This window comes from Cuneatibacter caecimuris, from assembly GCF_004216775.1.
GTDB classification, from domain to species: Bacteria; Bacillota; Clostridia; order Lachnospirales; family Lachnospiraceae; genus Cuneatibacter; species Cuneatibacter caecimuris.
In genome coordinates this window covers 198,818-219,384 of sequence record NZ_SGXF01000003.1, presented here as the reverse complement: position 1 = coordinate 219,384, position 20,567 = coordinate 198,818, and the positions used below count along the sequence as shown (strand labels likewise).

The window sequence follows — 20,567 nt, the reverse complement described above, 5'->3', positions numbered from 1 at the left end:
ACAGTTCCCTCCAGTTTCATTATATGATATTTCTAGATTTAACTGATTTTTCTTCATTTGTCAAGCCGGCTTTTCCCACTCCCGGCGAAACCTGCACAAATCGTCCCAGACCGTTTTTTCATCTGGACCGTTCAGGCATTCAAAAGAAACATATCCACCATAAGAAATGCGCTCCAGAGATCCCTTCACAGCGGAAAAATCTATACGGCCCAAACCAGGGCGCAGCCTGTTTGAATCTGCCAAATGGACATGCCCCAGAGAACTTCCGAGGCTGTCAATGGACTTCTCCAGTGATGCTTCTTCGATATTAGCATGAAAAGAATCCCATAATACTTTTAGATTTCTGCACCCTCTGTAATATCCGGCAAAAAAATCCAGGATCTCTTTTCCAGTATTTAACAGAGCGGATTCGTACCTGTTTAATGCCTCCAGAAATAGAACTACCCCCTTTTCCTCCGCTTCCCGGACCACAGGTTCCAGCCCCTCCGCCAGCCTCTCAAGAGCATCCTGCAGGCTTCCGGCCTCTCCTGACCCCCTCAACAAACCAATGGTAACTCCGCATTCCAAAATTTCCGCGGCCCTAATATGTTCTGACAGACGCGCTCTGGCCAGTTCCATTTTTTCCCGATCTCCGGTCAAGGAAAGCTGCTCCCTGCCTGCCGCCTGTCCTGTGGATATGGTGGAACAGCCCAGCCCGCAGTTTTCAAGTTCCCGTCTGATTTCACGAATATCCAAACTCCCATAGTCGGAGATGCACAGCTCCGCCGCCTGAAATCCTCCTTCACGGATTTTACTCAGCCCCTGCCTCCATTCCGACGCGCGAAAAGGAGAAAAGCAGGTGTCGTACTGTACCGGGATTGTCATGCTGAATTTCATTTTTCTTCTTCCGCCTTCTTTCTGTATTCTGATGGGTTCATTCCCGTCCGCTTTTTAAATACCTTGCTGAAATAGAACTGATCCAGATAACCCAGATATTCAGAGACAGCGCCCACGCTCTCCCCTGCGGATAAAAGTTCCCTGGCCTTATCAATCTTCCGTCCAGTCACATAGTCTTTGAACGAGGTATTCTGATAATTACGGAAAAGCCTGCAGATGTAAGTCTGAGAATACCCGAAAACGGAACTGATATCCTGCAGGGAAAACACCTCATTCAGGTGAGCACCGATATACTGTTCTATATTTTCCATGACCCCCTGCCCCTTTTTCTTTCCCCCTTCATTTTTCTCTCCAAAATCCCAGCCCATCATCAGCATGTCCAAAAATCCGCCCAGAACTTCTGTCATGCTTTTGGACAGGAAAATAATTTCTGCTGTGCTGGTATCCTGCAGCTCAGCCGTGATACTTCGTTTTTCTGCTGTCAGCTGAAGAATTTTCTGAAGTCCGGCTTCCACTAGATACTGAGGAATTTCTTCTTGTTCCATCTCATCAAAACAGTGAATTATCTCATTCTTCAACTGTTCAAAGCTGTTCATTTTCATTGCCTGAATCAGCTCTGCTGCCCGGATGGAAGCCGCCCTCGTCAGTTCTCCCTGCGGCTGCGGCTTCCATCCGGGCAGGGTCTGGCTTTTTCCGATTATAGTTCTGTAGTATAAAATTTTTCTGCATGCAGAACAACAAGAAGCGGCAGCCTTTAAGTCTGTAAAAATTTCCGAACAGACAGCTGTCCAATATCCCTCTCCCTCCTGCTTTTCCAACATGTTCAGCTGTACCGGGCCTGTACCGGCGTCCCACAAAACAGCCAGTACATTGCTGTCTCCCGCAAGGCACCAGGCAGCCGCGCGGCTGGGATCAGGAAGCATCTGCTCTGCCTCCTCATAGGTGACTCCGCCCTGCTCCTCCGCCTGCACCAGGTATTTCATCCGCGAGTTAAGCACGCAGCCTTTCTGCAGCAGCACAAGCTGATACTTCGAAACGGTATTTTTCAGACGTTTTACTGCATCCCCCTCCAATTCTCCCCGCAGGATGCTCTGCAAAGCTTTCTGTCCGTTTTCCAGGCGATTCTGCTCCAGTATTTCTTCCAATTGTTTCAGATTCTCCTTCAGCTGCTCTTTTGTCACAGGCTTAATCAGGTAATTATATACTCCCAACTGCAGCCCATCCCGGGCGTATTCGAAATCCCGGTAATCACTGATGATCAGAAATTGTGCATCCGGGTCAGCCTTTTTAATCCGGCGGATCATCTCCAGGCCATTCATCATAGGCATCCGCACGTCCGTAATCACCACGTCTGGGCGGTATTCTTCATATAATTCAAGCCCTTCCAGCCCGTTTCCCCCTGTGGCGGCCACTTCAAACGTTTCTTGGAACTCTTCCAGAAGCCTGCAGAGATATCTGGCGATCGGCGGCTCATCCTCTACGATCAGAATCCGGTACATCTCCATCCCCTCCTTTTATCAGCACCACCGCTCCTCCGTCTGGAGCGTTCCTCAGCTCAAGGCGGATCGCTCCTCCGGAAAACAGTTCCAGCCTGGCATAGGTATTAATCACTCCCATTCCGCCGATTTCCAGTCCGGGAAAAGACGGGCTGTTTTTCAGCTGTCCCAAATATGCCTCCATCTTTTCCCTTAAACTCCGAATCTCTTCTTCTGAAAACCCATTGCCGTTGTCCCGTATGACTAGATACCATTCCCTGGAATCCCCGCCTGTTTCGATAATCAGACGGATGATCTCTGACTGGCTTTCATAATACGGGTGGTATACTGCGTTTTCCACAAAAGGAATCAGGGATAACTTGGGAAGCAGAATCTGACTGGCTTCCAGATTCCCCAGGCGCAGTTCATATTCCAGCTTATACTCAAACCTTTTCTTCATCAGAATCAGATAATTTTCAATAAAGCCCAGTTCTTCCTGCAGAGTAACGGTCTGCTCCCTGGTGGACGTAGAATAACGGATATTTTCTGAAAGGCGGTTGCAGATCTCAGGGATCTCCTGCAGCTCTCCCTCATACGTCATATTCACAATTACATTCAGCATATTGTGCATGAAATGCGGATTGATCTGGGTCTGCAGCACGTCGAACCTGGCGTTCATCTGGGCCTGATAAGCGCTTCGCTCCCGGCGGATCGAATCCGTCAGGCGTACGTTCATTCTGCCAAAAGACGAGATTAAAGAATTAATTTCTTTGATTTTGCTGCCTGAGATCGATATATTCCCGTTTTCCTGCAAAGTATCCAGATCTGTTCGCTCCAGCACCTGCTTCAATTCCAGCAAAGGCTTCAGAATCCTATGAATAAACACCGCCGCCAAGATGATGGACAATAGCGCCACAGACATCACAGCAAAAACGCCGGTATTCCAGACAATCCCCAGGCTGCTGTCCCAAAATGAATTTTCCTGGAAAACCAGGCACTTAAGCCCTGTTTCGGAAGAAACCGCCGTGCGGACCAGTTCCTGTTTTCCAGTGGCCGGATTCTCCCAGATTCCGTTTCTTTCTTCTTGATCCAGAACCATTGCGTCCTGGTTTCCTGTTCCGTCAGCGCCGCTGTTCGTATAAAATATTTGTCCGTTTTCATCCAGTACAGTAATTCTGAAGGATTCTGCCACGCTGCATATCTCCCGAACTTTCTCAAAGTCCAGCTGTGCTTCAATAAATCCGATTTCCTTCCCCGGATCCCGTACCAGCCGGGCCAGAGTAATCACTTGAGCCCTCTGCCTCCCCCATGGATCCGCGCCCGGCCCCAGCAGCACCTTTTCCCCCTTTTTCATACGTGCTTTGGAAAGCCACCAGATATTCTCGATCATCTTTGCCGGATAGGCTTTTTTATCCACGTTTGTTGTAACAAAAAAACTATCTGATGTGAATACGCTCAGCCGGTGAAGCGTCCGTATAGAAGATTCTGTTACAATGCAGTCGGAAACAATATTGGTCAGTTCATACTTGCGTTTCTCCGTCATGTTTTTTTCTGACCGGAGTTCCTTGAGCGCACTAATCAGAGACTCGTCCGAGATAGCGTCCAGCAGGATGTAATCCATCTGTTCTATATCGTGATCCAGTCTGTCCAGGACAGATTCCACCGTATACTGAATTTTCTGCCCCTCTTCTTCCAGATAATTATGATAGCTGCCATATACCGTCCCTATGTAAACGCTGATCAGAATGGCAAATAAAATTCCCACATATAAAAACAACAGCCGAAGGCGTATGCCCGACAGCCTATCTCCGATGACTTTCCACATGCCGCGCCTCCTTTTTCGGCCCTCTCAGATTAATACACAGCATCCCGGCGATAAAGCAGAGTGTTCCGCAGATAATATATCCGGTGACAGGTTCCTGAAAAAACAGCACTGCCCAGACCAGCGAAAGAATCACTGTGGCGCTCTGAATAACCGTGATCAGAAAAAGGGGAACTGTTTTCATTGCTTCCGCCTGCAGCAAAAAACCAATGCCAGTGATTGCTCCTAATATACCTAATGCTATTATACCAGAAAAACTAACCTCATTCTGCGGATAATTCTGGAATGGCAGAAAAAACATGCAACATACGGCTCCCACCGCAAACATGGAACCATTCATTTCCATAATTCCCATCTGGCTCAGCAATCTTTTCTGCGAAACGGCGAATAAAGCAGCTCCGACGCCGGCAATCACAAACGCTGCTAGCAGATGCAGGTGTTCTCCAAAAAACACTTCCGCCGATGCTCCGTTCCAGGAAATGACACCAATTCCCACCATGCACAGAACAGCGCCAAGGATGTTCCTGGCGCTGATTTTTTCATGCAGCACTGTAATAGAAATGATCAGGACAACAATCGTCTGTACTGGCCAGACCACTACATTCCCATAGGAAAAACCATTTGCCACTCCATAATTTTCTCCCAGATAGTGCAGCGCCTTACAAAATCCTCCCAGCCAGATCAGATGGCAGGCAAATTTCCATTTTACCTTCCTCTTTCTGGCTTTCTGCAATACAGACAGTAAGAAAATCCCGCAGGCAAACCGTAGAAATGAGATCATATTAGGTGAAAATAAAGTTCCAGCTGCTTTGATCAGGATTCCGCCAAAGCTGAACAATACTGTTACAATTGCTAAATACAGATATGCCATATTTCCCCTCATTCATCCTCGCTGTATATCACAGGAGAAGAGAGAATTCCCATGGGCTGCAGCTGGTATTCACAGCTCCAGGCTGCCCCTTCTGTTCTCCAGGTTTTAGGGCCGAAATATTCCTCGTTTCTGTCACAGTGATGCAGCTGCCCAAAGGTATTTCTCCTGTTTCCATATATTGTAATCTCCACCCTGTGTTTTCCTTTTTCCAGAATACCCAAGTCTGCTGTATATGGGGAGCAAAAAAGATATTGCTCTTCCTTACCCTCTGCACGGGCTGAAACCAGGCTTCCAGAGTAATTTGGAATCTGAAGCGTCACATGCTTTCTGCTTATTATCTTCAGTTCCGTATGATAAACGATATTGCCTCCAAAGAAGGGGAAACCTTGGCGGGTCAGATCGCCAAATTGAATGGTTTCAGGCTTTCTGGTGAGCCGCAGGCTGCTGCCGTCTGTTTCTGCCCCAAACTCTCCCAGCAGAAAGCTCCATTCCAGCGCGGTCTGTTCTCCAAAAGGGACTTGGAAAACCAATTCATTGCTTCCTGAACAGATCTGCGGCAGCCGGTAGACAGTAAATGCCTGGTCCAGCCAGAATTCCTCTGTCCTGATACAAGGCTTTCCATTCAACACCAGATCCCATCCCTGCTCTGATTCTGCCGCCAGCTTCGCATCTTTTATTACCACCTCTGACTCAAAGGTAAAACGCAGCGTCAGCCTGCATACGGGTTGGGTTTTCCCGTTTTCCAACCAAGGCTGAGGATAGCTCTCAGATCGAAGAGAATATCCCAATTTCTTACGGAGAATATCTTCTATTTTTATTACCTCCAGTTGGGCTCCCTCTGCCTGTATATTGCCGTCCACCCAGAACTCCGCCCGGTCCAGCAGCAGGACATTGGGCTCTGAAAGCGAATATTCCTCCGGCCCCTGCAGATAACCCTCCTGCTTTCTTGCCTCCACGCCTCCGGCATCCCGGATATTCTGCCTTCCGCAATCCATGCTGGCTGTCAATTCATCCTGCGGAATCAGCCGGAGCAGCAGGCTGTCATCCTCATAGAATGGAATCCTGCATTCAGTATAGCCGCGTTCATAAGCAGCCAGTACTTCCTTTCGTTTTCCATCCAGAGCACAATATTCCCACACCTTCCAGCAGCCTCTGATCCGCAGGATATTTCTGCTGCACTGCGGCACGCAGGCACGCTCTTCTTTTTTCCCCGGGGCCAGAAATACCCATCTGTCCTCCCCGTCCTGCCGGATCTGGGAAATAAAACGATCCGCAAAGGTCCCGTCCTCTCCATAAACAGATATCTCCTGATACTGTTCTAATTCCCGGCGCACCGGAAAGGCCTCAAAGGGCGCGTTTTCCCCAAATGAAAACCAGCTTTTCTCCGCAGACAGCGCGTCTATATATTCCGGTTTTTCTCCCAGCCAAAGCACATGTCCTCCCATATCCGCAAATTCTTTCAGGCAGTTCAGGGTTGACTTTCTGATGGTTTTCAGCGGCGGCACCACCACCACTTCATACGCCATTTTTCCCACATGGAATTTCCCGTCCCCCTCTGTTGTGTACTGACTAGGCAGCTGAGATTCGCAAATATAATCAAAGTCCAGCAAATGGAAGATCAGCCACTCTGCAAGGGATGAAAATTCCTCTTCCATTTCTTTGCGCATTTCCCCCGTCTGGTCATTCGGCCCATAATACAGCCAATAGCTTTCTATTGGATGCACCACTCCAATATGAACAAGGGGCTTGCCTCTGGTGAGCGCAGAATTGATCCTGGCAAAATAATCTTCTATCAGATGGTACTTTGGATACCAGGGGGAATGTTCGTCAATCGGGGCCGGATAGTCCCGTTTGGCTTCTCCTTTCATGCACAGCCAGCTCAGGTGGTGCACTCTCTGGGTGACTCCCAGCGCGGCCTGCCAGTCCCCCTGCCTTTTATGCCCCCTGAAATCAAAATCCCAGTTGGTCACACCGTACAGCTCGCTGAGCACGCCGGGACAGCCATATTGGTGCGCAGCGCTCTGAGCCTGCTTCACCGTATTATATTCGTACCGGTCTGCAAGCATATCCACACCCGGCAGTCCAAACCCGCGGTACTGGCGCATGGCTTCCCCTAAAGCCCTGGTCTGAGACCCCAGCTCCGCTTCTTCCATCACATGTCCTGTCAGTAAAAGGCCGTGATTCCGGCACCAGGCTCCAATAGTATCTGCATAAGCCCGGGCAAACCGTTCCGCCACATAATCGTGATACTTATATCTCACTTCAGAAACCCCTTCTGGCAGTTCCCAAAACAGTTCCGGCAGAGATTCCAGCAGGCTGCATCCATACGTCCTGCAAAAGCCATGCTCCAGGTCTTCCGTATAAGGGATCTTCAGTTCTTCCTCCGATTTTGCAAAAGAAAAATTATCTTTTTGGGAAAACTGCGGCTCATCTGTAAAGATTGCCGGTACGGCGCCTGAGAACTCCTCTCCCACTGCAGCCGCATAACGCTCATGCACTTCTTTAATAAAATGTTCTGTAGCCTTGGGGTTCAATGTGTCTGCATAGGACTGGCTGTTGAACCAGGGAGACGCTTCCGCAGTCACCAGATAGGCAAACCATGTATTTACCGTATCCTTGTCCGATTCTGCCAGCAGTCTGTAACCCTCTAACTTCCCATCCCTCAGTTCTACGTCATACCGAGCCAGCAGCCGTCCCTGTCCACCGGCAGCAAGACGGGTGACCTGCTTCGGAGTTTTCTGGCGCATATAGCCATCTTCTTTTCTTTCCGGTGAAAACAAGAGAAACTTATTCCGGTACTCCGGGTTTTTCGTCACTCTACCGCCTCCATAACCTGAAGGCCACTTGTCCTCATCATACAGCCAGCACCGCATACCCAGTTCCTTTGCCCGGTCAATACAAAAGCGAACGTCCTCCATAAATTCCGGCCCCAGGTATTCTGTGTTCAGCCCGATCCTGCTGTGGATATGAAAGCCGCCCATGCCCATTTCTTTTAGGACACAAATCTGCTCTTCCAGCCTCTTTTTGTCCAGCCTGGTATTCCAGGCCCAGAACGGAGTCCCCCTGTATTGCGCAGGGGGATTCTGAAATACTTCATCACTGTACTGCTGACTGCTCTTGGGATATAAATCCATCTTTTTCATCCTTTCACAGAACCCGCTACCATTCCCTCCACTATCTGCTTGTTAAATACCACATACATCACCACCACAGGAATGGAGATCAACAGGATATCAGCGAATACCAGGTTCCAGTCGCTGCCATACTGTCCGGAAAAATAATATATGGACAGCTGGATAGTAGCGTTTTTGGCTCCGGGCAGATAATAAAGAGGGTTCACAAAATCATTATACACATGGAGGGTGGATACCACTGCTACTGTAGCTGTTACCGGTTTGAGCAGCGGCAAAATGATTTTCATAAATAATTTTCCGGTTCCGCACCCGTCAATAATAGCCGCCTCGTCAATCGCCTGCGGGATAGATCCCATAAATCCCCTGTACAGAATGGTGGCAAAAGATATATTCAGCGCCACTTCCACGATAATCAAACCCACAATGGTTTTAGAAATGTGCAGGAAATCCAGCACCCAGTATGTAGGCACCACGGAAGAAGGGACGATCAGCCCGGCCAAAATCAGCAGGCTGAACAATCTGGTGCTCCTGTCGTTTCTGCGCTGCATCACAAAGGCCAGCAAGGCTGTAACCACAACGATGATCAGCACAGAACAGACTGTCAATACCAAGCTGTTAAAAAATGCCCGGATGATCATCCCGTCATTTACAGTCAGGACTTCCTTGATATTCTCAAAAAGTTTCCATTCTGTAGGCAGGCTCAGGTTCAGCCAGGAGGCTTCCTTCTTATTTTTGCACGCTGTCAGAATGATGAAATAGAACGGGACGATGTAAGCCACCAGAGTGACCAGCACTGCAATTACCTGAAAAATCAGCCGTTTGACCCGCTTGTTCATCAGTACACCTCCTCTTTTTTTGTCAGATAATAATATACCGGGAAGGCGATCAGCGCCACCACAAGGAACAGAATTACATTTCCTGCTGTGGACAGGCCGTATAATCCATTGGCATACTGTTTATAAATCACCGTGGTCAGCAGATCCGTGGTAAATCCGGGACCGCCTCCAGTCATCACCCAGATCAGATCAAAGTTGCGCAGCCCGCCGATCAGTGAAAGGATGAGCACTGAATTCATAGCCGGTCGGATCAGTGGAAGAGTAATATACCTGAATCGCTGTACCCCGCTGGCGCCGTCTATTTCCGCTGCTTCCGTATAGGTCCGGTCAATTCCCTTAATCCCGGCTACATAAATCAGGGTCGCCACTCCAAGTCCTTTCCACACATCCACCAGCGCTACTGACAACAGCGCAAGCCTTTTGTCTGTCAGCCAGAAAACGGAACCGATTCCCAGCTGGTCAAGGGCCTGGTTGATAATTCCATTTGTGGGATGCATGAAGCTTTTAAACATCAGGCCGATGGCGATGGTACTGATAATGGTGGGAATAAAAATCACGGTCCGCAGATATCCTTCAATTTTCCATCCTCTGGTCAGCAAAATTGCCAGCAGCAGGGCGATCACTACTTTCAGCCCGCAGGTCATCGCTCCATAAAGAATGGTATTCTTCAGGCCGATCAGCAGAGATGGTTCCTGGAAAAAAGTGATAAAATTATCCAGCCCGATCCACTCCCAATCCTTCAGTGTCCACCTGGTGAAACTGAAAAAGAAGGATGAAAATGTGGGGATGACAAATATCACCACATAGATTGCCGCGGCAGGCAGCATCAGTTTTCTGGAATAAATTTTCTGCGCTATAGATTTATGCTTACCCTTTCTTTTCATCCTGTGTTTCATCCTCCTTTTTCATTCTGTTTACTTCCAGCCTTCCAGCCCCAGCTGCTGAGCTGATTTTTTATTATCCTCATGCAGCGCCTTGATCCCATCTTCCGGAGAGATTTCTCCTGAACCGATCTGCACACAGATCTGTGCCATATTCGTTCCTTTCACCGGGCAGAGGAATTCCATTGCGGGAGCGGATTTCCTTCCTTCCACATAATTCATCACCTCCTGAATCGCGGGCCGTACATTGTTCCCCAGATCCACGCCTTTGAGCATAAAAGGCCCCATGGGAGAGGAGGCCGCAGCATAAGCCTTGGCAGCTTCTTCAGTAGTGGTAAATTCCTGCCACAGTTTCGCGTTTTCCAGGTTCTTTGCGTTTTTGGCGATATAGAATCCATGAGGCATCCAGACAGTAATTCCACTGTCTGAACCGTCCTCTCCGGGAACTGCGAAGAATCCAATCAGTTCCTCAGCCTCCGGGTAGCTTTCTACCATGCTGTTATACTCTCTGGTCCGCATGATCTGGTGCGCACCTTTTCCTTCTACCAGCATCCTGCATCCGTCGTCATTTGTACTGGAAAGGAAATCCGCATTGAAATACTCTTTCTGGGCAGCCAGCTTTTCAAGGCTCTTCAAATACTCCGGCGCGTCCTCCAGCGTCACTTCTCCGGCAGTATATTTCTCTGCAAAATCCGGCTCGCTGGAATTCAGATAGTAAAAATCCGACAAAAGAAGCAGCTGTGAGGTCCAGGCGTCCCCGTATGTTCCGATGATGCCCGTATATCCGGCATTTTGGCAGGCGCTGCAGTTTTCCAGGAATTCTTCCCATGTCTTCGGCACTTCCAGCTTTAATTCCTCATAGATCTTCTTATTATAAAATACGCCTCCCGCATAGGTAGGGCCTACTGGCGTACCATACACCTTTCCGTCCACAGTCACGCAATCCAGGAAGGTATCGTCCACATTCTTCAGATACCCTTCTCCGGTAATATCCATCAGATTATCGCCGGGGCTCAGAGTGCTGAGCTGAGATCCGGAATGAAAATCCACAATATCTCCCAAATCCCCTGTTGCCGCTCTGGACCGAATCAGATTTTCCGCCTCATTGTCCGGAAGCAGTTCCAGAGATACCTTGACGCCGTACTTTTTCTCAAAAGCATCCACCATGGCATATGTTCCGTCGTTTACGCTGTTCTGGGGTGCCAGAATGCTCAGTTCCCCACCCTTCACATTTGCGTTCTCTGTTCCTGCGGCCACTGTGGTCTTGCTGCTGTCCGTATTCCCGCATCCCGTCATTGCCGCGGCCATCACTCCGGCCATCACTGCACAATAAAATCTTCTTTTCATGTGTTCCTCCTTTTATTTGATTCAACTGTTTTGGATATTTGTATTCTATCAACAATTTTTGACAAATTGAATGGAAAAACTGCAACTGTTTCCTGTAAAATCCTGCACTTTTAAGTTTTACTGATTTTTGTATTATGCTTCCCGGATTGACAACCTTCCAGATTATGCTAGAATATAGAGGATATCAACAAATGAAAGGGTTTTTAATACTATGTATCAGATTATCAGCGATGGCTCCTGCGATCTGGGGCCGGAATTAGCAGAGCAGTATGGAATCCATGTGGTTCCCTTTTATGTCTCTCTTGATGGGGAGGTCTACCGAAAGGAAATTGCCGAAGTGGGCGTATTAGATTTTTACCAGGAAATGATCGACCACCCCAAGGCATGTCCCAAATCCTCCCTTCCGTCAGTACAGGATTTTATCAATGCTTTTCTTCCATATGCAGAAAAAGGCACGGACATCATCTGCCTCTGCATCACCACAAAATTCAGCGGCTCCTACAATTCCGCTGTAGCCGCCCGTTCGGCCGTGCTGGAAAAATATCCGGATATCAAAATTACCGTGATTGATACTACAGTGAACACCGTGCTGCAAGGGCTTGTAGCAGTGGAGGCCGCCCGTATGCGGCAGGCCGGACTCTCCTATGAAGATTTGGTAAAACGGATTGGAGAAATCAAACATACCGGCAGGATTTTCTTTACCATCGCTAATATGGACTATCTCCTGAAAGGCGGCCGGGCCGGCAAAGTGGCCGGCATGGTCACAAACTGGCTGTCTCTCCGCCCTGTCATCACCCTCAAACAGGGGGAAATTTTCCTTGGAGGCATTGCCCGCAGCCGGAAAAAATCGCTGGATAAAGTAGTCCAGAAGCTTACGGAGCATTTTGAAAAACACGGTTTAGATCCACAGAAATATTCTTTTGCCCTGGGCGCAGGCATAAACCACGAGGAAGCCGTGCCTTTTCAGGATAAGGTTCTGGAAGCATTAAACGGCCAGCTCCCGAAAGACAGCCTGCCCATACGCCAAATCGGCGCAACCATCGGCGTGCACACCGGCCCATATCCTTTGGGGATCGGAATTGTGGAACGCTGGGACGCCGGGAGGTCTTCATGAAATCCCAATCCCGCCTGAAGGAATTCTGCAAACTGTATCTGCCCTGCAGGTTCCGCTTTTCCCTGATTTTGCTCTGCTCCTTTGCAGCATCCTTATTTACGCTGCTGATACCGCTGTGCGTCAGTAAAATCACGAATATCGTTATAGATATGGATTCTTCAGAGGCGCTGAGCAAACTTCTGCCGGTCTGCGGCGTTATGCTGGCCCTGGCTGTTCTGGAAATGCTCTTTAACTATTTCTATGATTTTTACGGCCACAAGCTGGGAGCGGAAATGGAGAACGCTCTGCGTCAGAAGCTATTCGCCCATCTGACCCGGCTTTCCTCTTCCGAATATGACGAATTCAGGGTGGGCCAGCTGATGTCCTCTCTTACCAATGATTTGCTGGATTTGACAGAACTGTTCCACCACGGTCCGGAGGACTATGTTACCAGCATTGTTAAATTTATCGGCACCGGCATTATTCTGGTTTCCGTGTGCGGGCCCCTGTCCCTGATCGCATTTTTATGCATTCCGGTAATGGCTCTCTATACCTTGTATTTTTCCCATAAAGTGAGGATCATTTCCCGGAAAAATCGCCAGGATATCAGCGATATTAACGCTCAGGCCGAGGATCTGCTCTCCGGTATCCGGGTGGTGCAGGCATATGGCCAGGAAGCCCAGGCGGAACGCCGTTTCGCCGCTGCCGGGAAACGATTTTTCCACAGCCGTACAGGAATCTATTTTATCGAGTCTGTGGAATATCAGGGCGTGCAGTTTTTGCTGCAGCTGATGACCATTCTGGTGGTGGGCTGCTGCGCGGTTCTGATCTCCAAAGGGAGCATTCCGGTATCTGTTCTGGTGGCGTTTCTCATGTACGTGGGCTATCTGACTGAACCCATCCGCAGAATTGCAGGCATGACCAACCAGTACCAGCAGGGTATGGCCGGGTTTGAGCGGGTCATGCATTTTATGGAGATGGAACCGGAAATCCGGGATGCAGCGGATGCTGAGTCCTTTCTGGAATGCCGCGGGGAAATCCGCATGGAACACGTTTCTTTTTCCTATCGTCAGGAAACCGGCGAGGTGCTTCACGATATCAGCTTCACAATACCTGCCGGAGGCTATGCGGCGGTTACCGGAGAATCCGGCGTGGGCAAATCCACGCTCTGCCGCCTGATCCCCCGTTTCTATGAACCGGATTCCGGCAATATTTACATAGACGGAAAAAACATCCGAAGCCTGAAGCTGGCCGATCTGCGGTCGCAGATCGCCTATGTGCAGCAGGACGCTTATCTGTTTGACGGAACCATTGAAGAAAATATCCGCTTTGGCCGGGAAGATGCCGCTGAGGAAGAAATCCGGCAGGCAGCCCGGTATGCCATGGCTGATGATTTTATTATGGCACTGCCAGACGGCTACCAGTCTCTCACAGGCCCCAAAGGCGTCCGCCTCTCCGGCGGGCAAAAACAGCGCATCTGCCTGGCCAGAGCTTTTCTGAAAAACGCGCCCATCCTGATCCTGGACGAAGCCACCAGCGCGCTGGATTCCCGGACGGAGGCCCAGGTAATCGCCGCTATGGAGGCGCAGCGCAAGGGCAAAACCACCCTGGTGATCGCGCACCGGCTCTCTACAGTGGAGCATGCGCAGCAGCTCCTGCATTTTGAAGACGGACGCATCACTGGCCCGGATAAGGCGTACCGACGAAATTAAAATTGGGGAGGCTTGAAATGAAAATAATTGAAATAAAGGATAGAAATCCGTTGTTGCTAAAACAGCTGTTAGAGGTTTGGAAAAGTTCTGTAAAAGCGACACATCTTTTTTTATCGAAGAACGAAATAGAGGAAATTAAGAAATATGTTCCTCAAGCATTAAACGAAATTCCCCATTTAATTATTGTAGAAAACGAAAATCAAGTACCGATAGGATTTATGGGAATTGCAGAACAGCACCTTGAAATGCTGTTTATCTCTGATGAAGAAAGGGGAAAAGGCTTAGGCAGTGAGCTGCTTAAATATGGAATAGAAAAATATTTGATTAACGATTTGGCAGTGAATGAGCAAAATCCTCTTGCAAAAGGTTTTTATGAACACATGGGTTTCAAGGTTTACAAAAGAACTGATTATGATGAGCAAGGAAATCCCTATCCGCTTTTATACATGTGCAGATAGTAGTTTTCGTTTATCAGGATGTCTGAGTAGGCCTTCTTGGGAAAGGACGCCCTGATAGGCCAATCAAAAGACTGATCGAAACAGGGCGGCCGTAACGTACGGGTTCACTCAAAAATAACAGTTAAATTCCCTCTTCTCCCGCGTCCTCTATGTACTTCTCCTCCCGCTCCGGAGCGATCACCAGCGCACAGACCACAAGAGCTGCAAAGCCTGCCGCGATCTGAAGCGGATAAAACAGCATCTGATCAGCCGGGATCAGCATGGCCAGAATTGTAATCGCGCCGGCGGGCGGCAGGTAGATCCCTGTCCCGGACATGACAGCCAGCATCACCACAGTGGCCGCTGCCGCCGAAACCGTCAGCGGCAGGCCCAGCAATCCGGTGAGGCCATACCGGCACAGAATCCCGGCGGCCGCACAGGCAGTCACTACCATCACGGCCGCTGCAGGTTTCTTCCTCAGCGCTGTCCCGGGTTCTGTCATACTGGTAAACGCCACCAGAAGAGGAGGCGCTGCTGCAAATTTCATATCCAGCCACAGCGCCGGGGCCGCCAGGACAGCGACTGTCAGAACCCGCCTCACCAGCATAATCCAATCTGACTTTTCCAAACGGGCCGGCATGAATTCGCCTTCGCTGCGCCAGCCGATTTTTTCCATCCGCTTTTGGACCAGTACAATGACAGCGGCCAGTGCAGAGGCAGAAACCGGATAAATCCAGGTATCAGTCTGCATCAGCACTGGCAGAACCATAGCGGAGATCATAGGCGCAAAATTTGTGCCTGACCAAAGCAGTCCGCAGGAGGATACAGCAAAAGCCAGAATCATCTGCGCATATATCGGCAGGGGAATACAACGTACGATCAGCACCCCCATCACTGCAAACAACGTGATGCTTGCCCATATTCGCAGCCTGTCAGTCTTCCACAGCTGTTTCGGCGCCGCCCAGGCGCCTACCGCCAGCGCGGTGATTTCAGGAAAAATAATCTCTTTTTCCTGCAGCAGTTCTGCCGCTCCTGTCATAGCGCATACCAGCAATATGGTCAGAAAAAAGGCATAACGTCTGTATTTCTCTTTCATCTCATTCCCCGCTTCTCAGATATTTCTTCACATATTTTCCCGTAAAGGATATGGGATTTTCGACAACCTGCTCCGGAGTTCCCTGTGCGATCACAGTGCCGCCCCCGTCTCCCCCTTCCGGGCCGATATCTATGAGGTAATCCGCTGTCTTGATCACGTCCAGATTATGCTCGATCACCACCACAGAATTTCCGCCGTCACAGAGACGTTGAAGGATTCCCGTGAGCTTGTGCACGTCTGCAAAATGCAGTCCTGTTGTAGGCTCGTCCAGCACATAGATGGTATGTCCTGTCCCTCTCCGGCTCAGCTCTGTCGCCAGCTTAATCCGCTGCGCTTCTCCTCCTGACAGAGTGGTGGAGGGCTGGCCCAGCCTGATATAGGATAACCCGACGTCATAAAGTGTCTCAATTTTCCTGCGGATGGAAGGGACATTTTCAAAAAACTTCACGGCCTCTTCCACGGTCATATTCAGCACGTCATAAATGCTCTTTCCCTTGTACTTGACCTCCAGCGTCTCCCTGTTATACCGCTTCCCGCCGCAGACCTCACAAGGCACATATACATCCGGCAGGAAGTGCATCTCGATTTTAATAATCCCGTCTCCGGAGCAGGCTTCGCAGCGGCCGCCTTTTACATTAAAGCTGAATCGGCCTTTCTGGTAACCTTTAGCCTTTGCATCCGCTGTGGAGGCGAAGAGATCCCGGATCAGATCAAACACGCCGGTATAAGTGGCCGGATTGGAACGGGGCGTGCGCCCGATAGGCGATTGGTCAATAGCAATGATCTTGTCCAGCTGCTCCACGCCCTCAATACATCTGTGTTTTCCCGGAATGGTCCTGGCATGGTTCAGTTTCCTGGCCAGAGACTTATAAAGGATTTCGTTTACCAGCGAACTCTTGCCGGACCCGGAAACGCCGGTGACGCAGACCATCACCCCGAGAGGAATCTTCACATCTATATTTTTCAGGTTATTTTCCCTGGCCCCCCGCACGGTCAGCCAGCCCACCGGCTCTCTTCTTTTCTCCGGCACCGGGATTTCCAGCCTTCCGCTGAGATAGGCCCCGGTGATAGACTCCGGGCAGGCCATGATCTCCTCCGCATTCCCGGCAGCCACAACTTTTCCGCCGTGTTCGCCCGCGCCCGGACCGATATCCACAATATAATCCGCCGCCCGCATGGTATCTTCGTCATGTTCCACCACCAGCACGCTGTTGCCCAGATCCCGCAGCCTCAGCAGCGTATGCAGCAGCTTGTCATTATCCCGCTGATGCAGGCCGATGCTGGGTTCATCCAGGATATAGGCTACGCCCACCAGGCCGGAACCGATCTGGGTCGCCAGACGGATTCTCTGTGCCTCGCCCCCGGACAGGGTGCCTGTCCCCCTTGACAGGGACAGATAATCCAGCCCTACATCCACGAGAAAATTAATTCTGGCGCGGATTTCCTTCAGGATCTGTCCTCCGATAGCCTCCTGATAAGGGGTGAGCTCCTGCCCTCCCAGGAACCGGTGCAGATCTTTGATGGACATTTCCGTCAGCTCAAAAATATTCTTATCCCAAACCGTCACTGCCAGAGACGTCTTTTTCAGCCTTCTGCCACCGCAGGTCTTGCAGGGGGTGATGCGCATAAAGGTTTCGTATTCAGATTTAATGCTCTCAGAGGATGTCTCCCTATAACGGCGCTGCACATTGCGGATCAGCCCTTCAAAAGCCACATCATAAACGCCCTCCCCCCTCTGTCCTTTATAGTATACCTTAACAGAATGTCCGTCTGTGCCATTGATCAGAATATCATGAACTCTCTCAGGATACTGTTCAAAAGGAGTGTCCAGGTCAAAGTCATATTCCCTGCACAGCGCGTCCAGTATGGCTCTGGTAAAGCTGCCCGGGGAAGAGCAGGACTGCCACCCCATCACTGCAATCGCCCCCTGGTTGATGCTCAGGGTTTTATCAGGAATCATCAGGTCCTCGTCAAACTCCATCTTATATCCCAGCCCGAAACAGTCAGGGCAGGCGCCGAAAGGATTATTGAAGGAAAAGCTGCGGGGCTCTATCTCCTCCATGCTGATTCCGCAGTCCGGACAGGAAAAGCTCTGGCTGAAATTCAGAGGTTCTTCCCCGAACACATCTACCACCAGCAGCCCGTCCGAAAGTTTCAGCACATTTTCAATGGAATCTGTCAGTCTCTGCCCGATCCCATCTTTCACCACCAGGCGGTCCACAACAACTTCAATATTGTGTTTTTTGTTTTTATCCAGGGTAATTTCCTCATTCAGTTCAAACAGATTTCCATCCACCCGCACCCGCACGTATCCGCTGCGCTTGGCCTGCTCGAACACCTTGACATGCTGCCCCTTGCGGCCCCGGACCACCGGAGCCAGCAGCTGGATCCTGGTCCGTTCCGGCAGCTCCATGATCTGGTCCACCATCTGGTCGACAGTCTGTTTCTTGATCTCCCGGCCGCACTGAGGGCAGTGGGGAATCCCCACCCGGGCATACAGAAGGCGCAAGTAATCATAAATTTCTGTCACTGTACCCACAGTGGAACGGGGATTCCGGTTGGTGGATTTCTGGTCAATGGAAATGGCGGGGGACAATCCTTCGATGCTCTCCACATTTGGCTTTTCCATCTGCCCCAGGAACTGCCTCGCATAGGAGGACAGCGACTCCATGTAACGCCGCTGCCCCTCCGCATAGATTGTGTCAAAAGCCAGGGATGATTTCCCGGAACCGGACAGGCCGGTGAGCACTACGAACTCGTTGCGCGGAATATCCACGTCCAGATTCTTCAGGTTATGCTCATTGGCTCCTCTTATCTTAATATACTGTTTTTCAGACATAATTCCTCCATTTATGGTTCTTCTATTTCAAGCAGGTGGCGTTTCAGTTCTTTCATCTGGTCACGCAGCTCCATTGCGGATTCGAAGTCCAGCTCCGCCGCTGCCTGCTGCATCTTTTTTGTCACCTGCGCGATCAGCTTCTTCAGTTCCTTTGCATCCATGGACTCCGGGTCTTTCTCCAGCCTGTCCCGCGCGGCTTCTGCGGCCTGGGAAATCGTCACAAGATCCCGCACCGCCTTGTGGATGGTCTGGGGCGTGATTCCATGTGCTTCATTGTATTCCTGCTGGATTTTCCGGCGGCGCACCGTTTCGTCTATCGCGCCCCGCATGGAGTCTGTCATGGTATCCGCATACAGGATCACATGGCCCTCTGAATTTCTGGCCGCCCGCCCGATGGTCTGAATCAGAGAACGCTGGGACCGCAGAAAGCCTTCTTTGTCCGCGTCCAAGATGGCCACCAGGGAAATTTCCGGGATATCCAGCCCTTCACGCAGCAGATTGATGCCTACCAGCACGTCGAACACATCCAGCCTCATGTCCCGGATGATCTGGGCCCGCTCCAGGGTCACAATGTCAGAATGCAGATACTTCACCCGCACGCCCGCTTCTCTCAGGTAATCTGTAAGGTCTTCTGCCATCCGCTTGGTCAGCGTGGTCACCAGCACCTTGTTCTTCTTATCCGTTTCTTTCCGGATTTCTCCCAACAAGTCGTCAATCTGCCCGGCCACCGGCCTGACGCACACCTCCGGGTCCAGAAGCCCTGTAGGCCGGATCACCTGCTCGGCCCGCAGCATTTCATGCTCTTCTTCATAATCGCTGGGCGTTGCGGAAACAAACAGCACCTGATCCAGTTTTTGCTCGAACTCCTGGAAATTCAGCGGGCGGTTGTCCAGGGCTGAGGGCAGGCGGAACCCAAATTCCACCAGCGTTTTTTTCCTGGAACGGTCTCCCGCATACATTCCCCGGACCTGAGGCACGGTGATATGGGACTCGTCAATCATCAGCAGGAACTCCTCCGGAAAATAGTCCAGCAGGGTATGGGGAGCCTGTCCCGGTTCCAGTCCGGTCAGATGCCTGGAATAGTTCTCAATGCCGGAACAAAAGCCGGTTTCCCGCATCATCTCGATATCAAAATTAGTCCGTTCGGAAATCCGCTGCGCCTCCAACAGTTTTCCTTCGCTTTTGAACAGCGCCACCTGTTCCTTGAGTTCTGCTTCAATGTCCCGGACGGCACGCTCCATCTCCTCTTTGGCCACCACATAGTGGGAAGCCGGGAAAATCGCCACATGCTCCAGCCGGCTCTTGATCTCTCCGGTCAGAACGTCAATTTCCGTAATCCTGTCCACTTCATCCCCGAAAAATTCCACCCTTACCGCGTCCTCTCCGGAAGCCGCAGGAAAAATCTCCAGCACATCCCCCCGCACCCGGAAGGTTCCCCGGTGAAAGTCCATATCATTGCGGGTGTATTGATTGTCGATCAGCTGGTGAATCACCTCGTCCCTGTCCTTTGTCATCCCGGGGCGCAGGGATACCACCATCTTCTTGTAATCAATGGGGCTGCCCAAACCGTAGATACAGGACACGGAGGAAATGATGATCACATCCTGCCGTTCCGCCAGCGCCGCGGTAGCTGAGTGGCGCATTTTATCAATTTCATCATTGATGGATGAATCTTTTTCAATGTATGTGTCTGTGGAAGGGACGTAGGCTTCCGGCTGGTAGTAATCGTAATAACTTACGAAATATTCCACCGCATTGTTCGGGAAGAATTCTTTGAACTCGCTGTAGAGCTGGGCCGCCAGAGTCTTGTTGTGGGCCAGCACCAGCGTGGGTTTATTCATCCTCGCGATAATATTTGCCATGGTAAATGTCTTACCCGATCCGGTGACGCCCAGCAGGGTCTCAAACTGGCTGCCTTTTTGAAAACCCTGCACCAGCTCTTCAATAGCCTGAGGCTGGTCTCCGGTAGGCTGGTATTCGGAAACTAACTCGAAATGATCCATAAAATTCTCCTTTTAGTACATCAATACAGTACAGTAACACTTATACATCATTATTAATATAATATTATGTTTTTTCAGTAGTTTAGCAACTGAAAAACCTGTTCCAAATTCATCGGATAATTCTCGCGAAAGGTTTTTCAACAGA

At 50.2% G+C, this 20,567-nt stretch carries 14 protein-coding genes; 3 read left to right on the top strand and 11 right to left on the bottom strand.

What is annotated here, in order from left to right; all coding sequences use genetic code 11:
* Positions 1-60: 60 nt before the first annotated feature.
* From EV209_RS09325 to EV209_RS09290, 8 genes are read right to left on the bottom strand one after another with little or no spacing between them, the layout of a single operon-like run.
* Positions 61-876 carry a sugar phosphate isomerase/epimerase family protein gene (locus EV209_RS09325; RefSeq protein WP_130435185.1) on the bottom strand — a complete coding sequence of 272 codons (816 nt, stop codon included), beginning with the start codon at positions 874-876 and terminating at the stop codon, positions 61-63.
* Entirely contained in the window at positions 873-2,375 is a 1,503-nt protein-coding gene (locus EV209_RS09320; RefSeq protein ID WP_165388883.1) for a response regulator, read from the bottom strand. Before EV209_RS09320 ends, EV209_RS09325 begins: the two co-directional genes overlap by 4 nt.
* Entirely contained in the window at positions 2,347-4,176 is a 1,830-nt protein-coding gene (locus EV209_RS09315; RefSeq protein WP_130435183.1) for a cache domain-containing sensor histidine kinase, read from the bottom strand. The genes EV209_RS09320 and EV209_RS09315 overlap by 29 nt, the downstream gene beginning before the upstream one ends.
* Positions 4,154-5,044 (bottom strand): DMT family transporter, encoded by an 891-nt coding sequence (locus EV209_RS09310; protein ID WP_165388882.1) that lies wholly within the window; start codon positions 5,042-5,044, stop codon positions 4,154-4,156. Before EV209_RS09310 ends, EV209_RS09315 begins: the two co-directional genes overlap by 23 nt.
* Positions 5,045-5,052: 8 nt before the next feature.
* Entirely contained in the window at positions 5,053-8,187 is a 3,135-nt protein-coding gene (locus EV209_RS09305; RefSeq protein ID WP_130435181.1) for a glycosyl hydrolase, read from the bottom strand.
* Entirely contained in the window at positions 8,184-9,014 is an 831-nt protein-coding gene (locus EV209_RS09300; RefSeq protein ID WP_130435180.1) for a carbohydrate ABC transporter permease, read from the bottom strand. The genes EV209_RS09305 and EV209_RS09300 overlap by 4 nt, the downstream gene beginning before the upstream one ends.
* Positions 9,014-9,898, bottom strand: coding sequence for a carbohydrate ABC transporter permease (locus EV209_RS09295; RefSeq protein WP_130435179.1), 885 nt, complete (start codon positions 9,896-9,898; stop codon positions 9,014-9,016). The genes EV209_RS09300 and EV209_RS09295 overlap by 1 nt, the downstream gene beginning before the upstream one ends.
* A gap of 30 nt (positions 9,899-9,928) precedes the next feature.
* Complete coding sequence (locus tag EV209_RS09290; protein WP_130435178.1) at positions 9,929-11,242, bottom strand: ABC transporter substrate-binding protein; 1,314 nt, start codon at positions 11,240-11,242, stop codon at positions 9,929-9,931.
* A 211-nt stretch (positions 11,243-11,453) separates the two neighbouring features.
* On the opposite strand from EV209_RS09290, the gene EV209_RS09285 reads away from it, so the two are divergent.
* From EV209_RS09285 to EV209_RS09275, 3 genes are read left to right on the top strand one after another with little or no spacing between them, the layout of a single operon-like run.
* Positions 11,454-12,356 (top strand): DegV family protein, encoded by a 903-nt coding sequence (locus EV209_RS09285; protein WP_130435177.1) that lies wholly within the window; start codon positions 11,454-11,456, stop codon positions 12,354-12,356.
* On the top strand, positions 12,353-14,047 hold the full coding sequence (locus EV209_RS09280; RefSeq protein WP_130435176.1) for an ABC transporter ATP-binding protein: 1,695 nt from the start codon (positions 12,353-12,355) through the stop codon (positions 14,045-14,047). The genes EV209_RS09285 and EV209_RS09280 overlap by 4 nt, the downstream gene beginning before the upstream one ends.
* 17 nt (positions 14,048-14,064) lie before the next feature.
* Entirely contained in the window at positions 14,065-14,505 is a 441-nt protein-coding gene (locus EV209_RS09275) for a GNAT family N-acetyltransferase (RefSeq protein ID WP_130435175.1), read from the top strand.
* A gap of 121 nt (positions 14,506-14,626) precedes the next feature.
* On the opposite strand, the gene EV209_RS09270 is transcribed toward EV209_RS09275, so the two are convergent.
* The 3 genes from EV209_RS09270 to uvrB are packed head-to-tail and all read right to left on the bottom strand — an operon-like array spanning position 14,627 to position 20,422.
* Positions 14,627-15,580 (bottom strand): HPP family protein, encoded by a 954-nt coding sequence (locus tag EV209_RS09270; RefSeq protein ID WP_130435174.1) that lies wholly within the window; start codon positions 15,578-15,580, stop codon positions 14,627-14,629.
* Position 15,581: 1 nt separating this feature from the next.
* The gene (gene uvrA, locus EV209_RS09265) at positions 15,582-18,419 is read right to left on the bottom strand and encodes an excinuclease ABC subunit UvrA (RefSeq protein WP_130435173.1); all 2,838 of its coding nucleotides are present in this window, start codon (positions 18,417-18,419) and stop codon (positions 15,582-15,584) included.
* Positions 18,420-18,430: 11 nt separating this feature from the next.
* Positions 18,431-20,422, bottom strand: a complete 1,992-nt coding sequence (gene uvrB, locus EV209_RS09260) for an excinuclease ABC subunit UvrB (protein WP_130435172.1) — start codon at positions 20,420-20,422, stop codon at positions 18,431-18,433.
* Positions 20,423-20,567 lie beyond the last annotated feature (145 nt).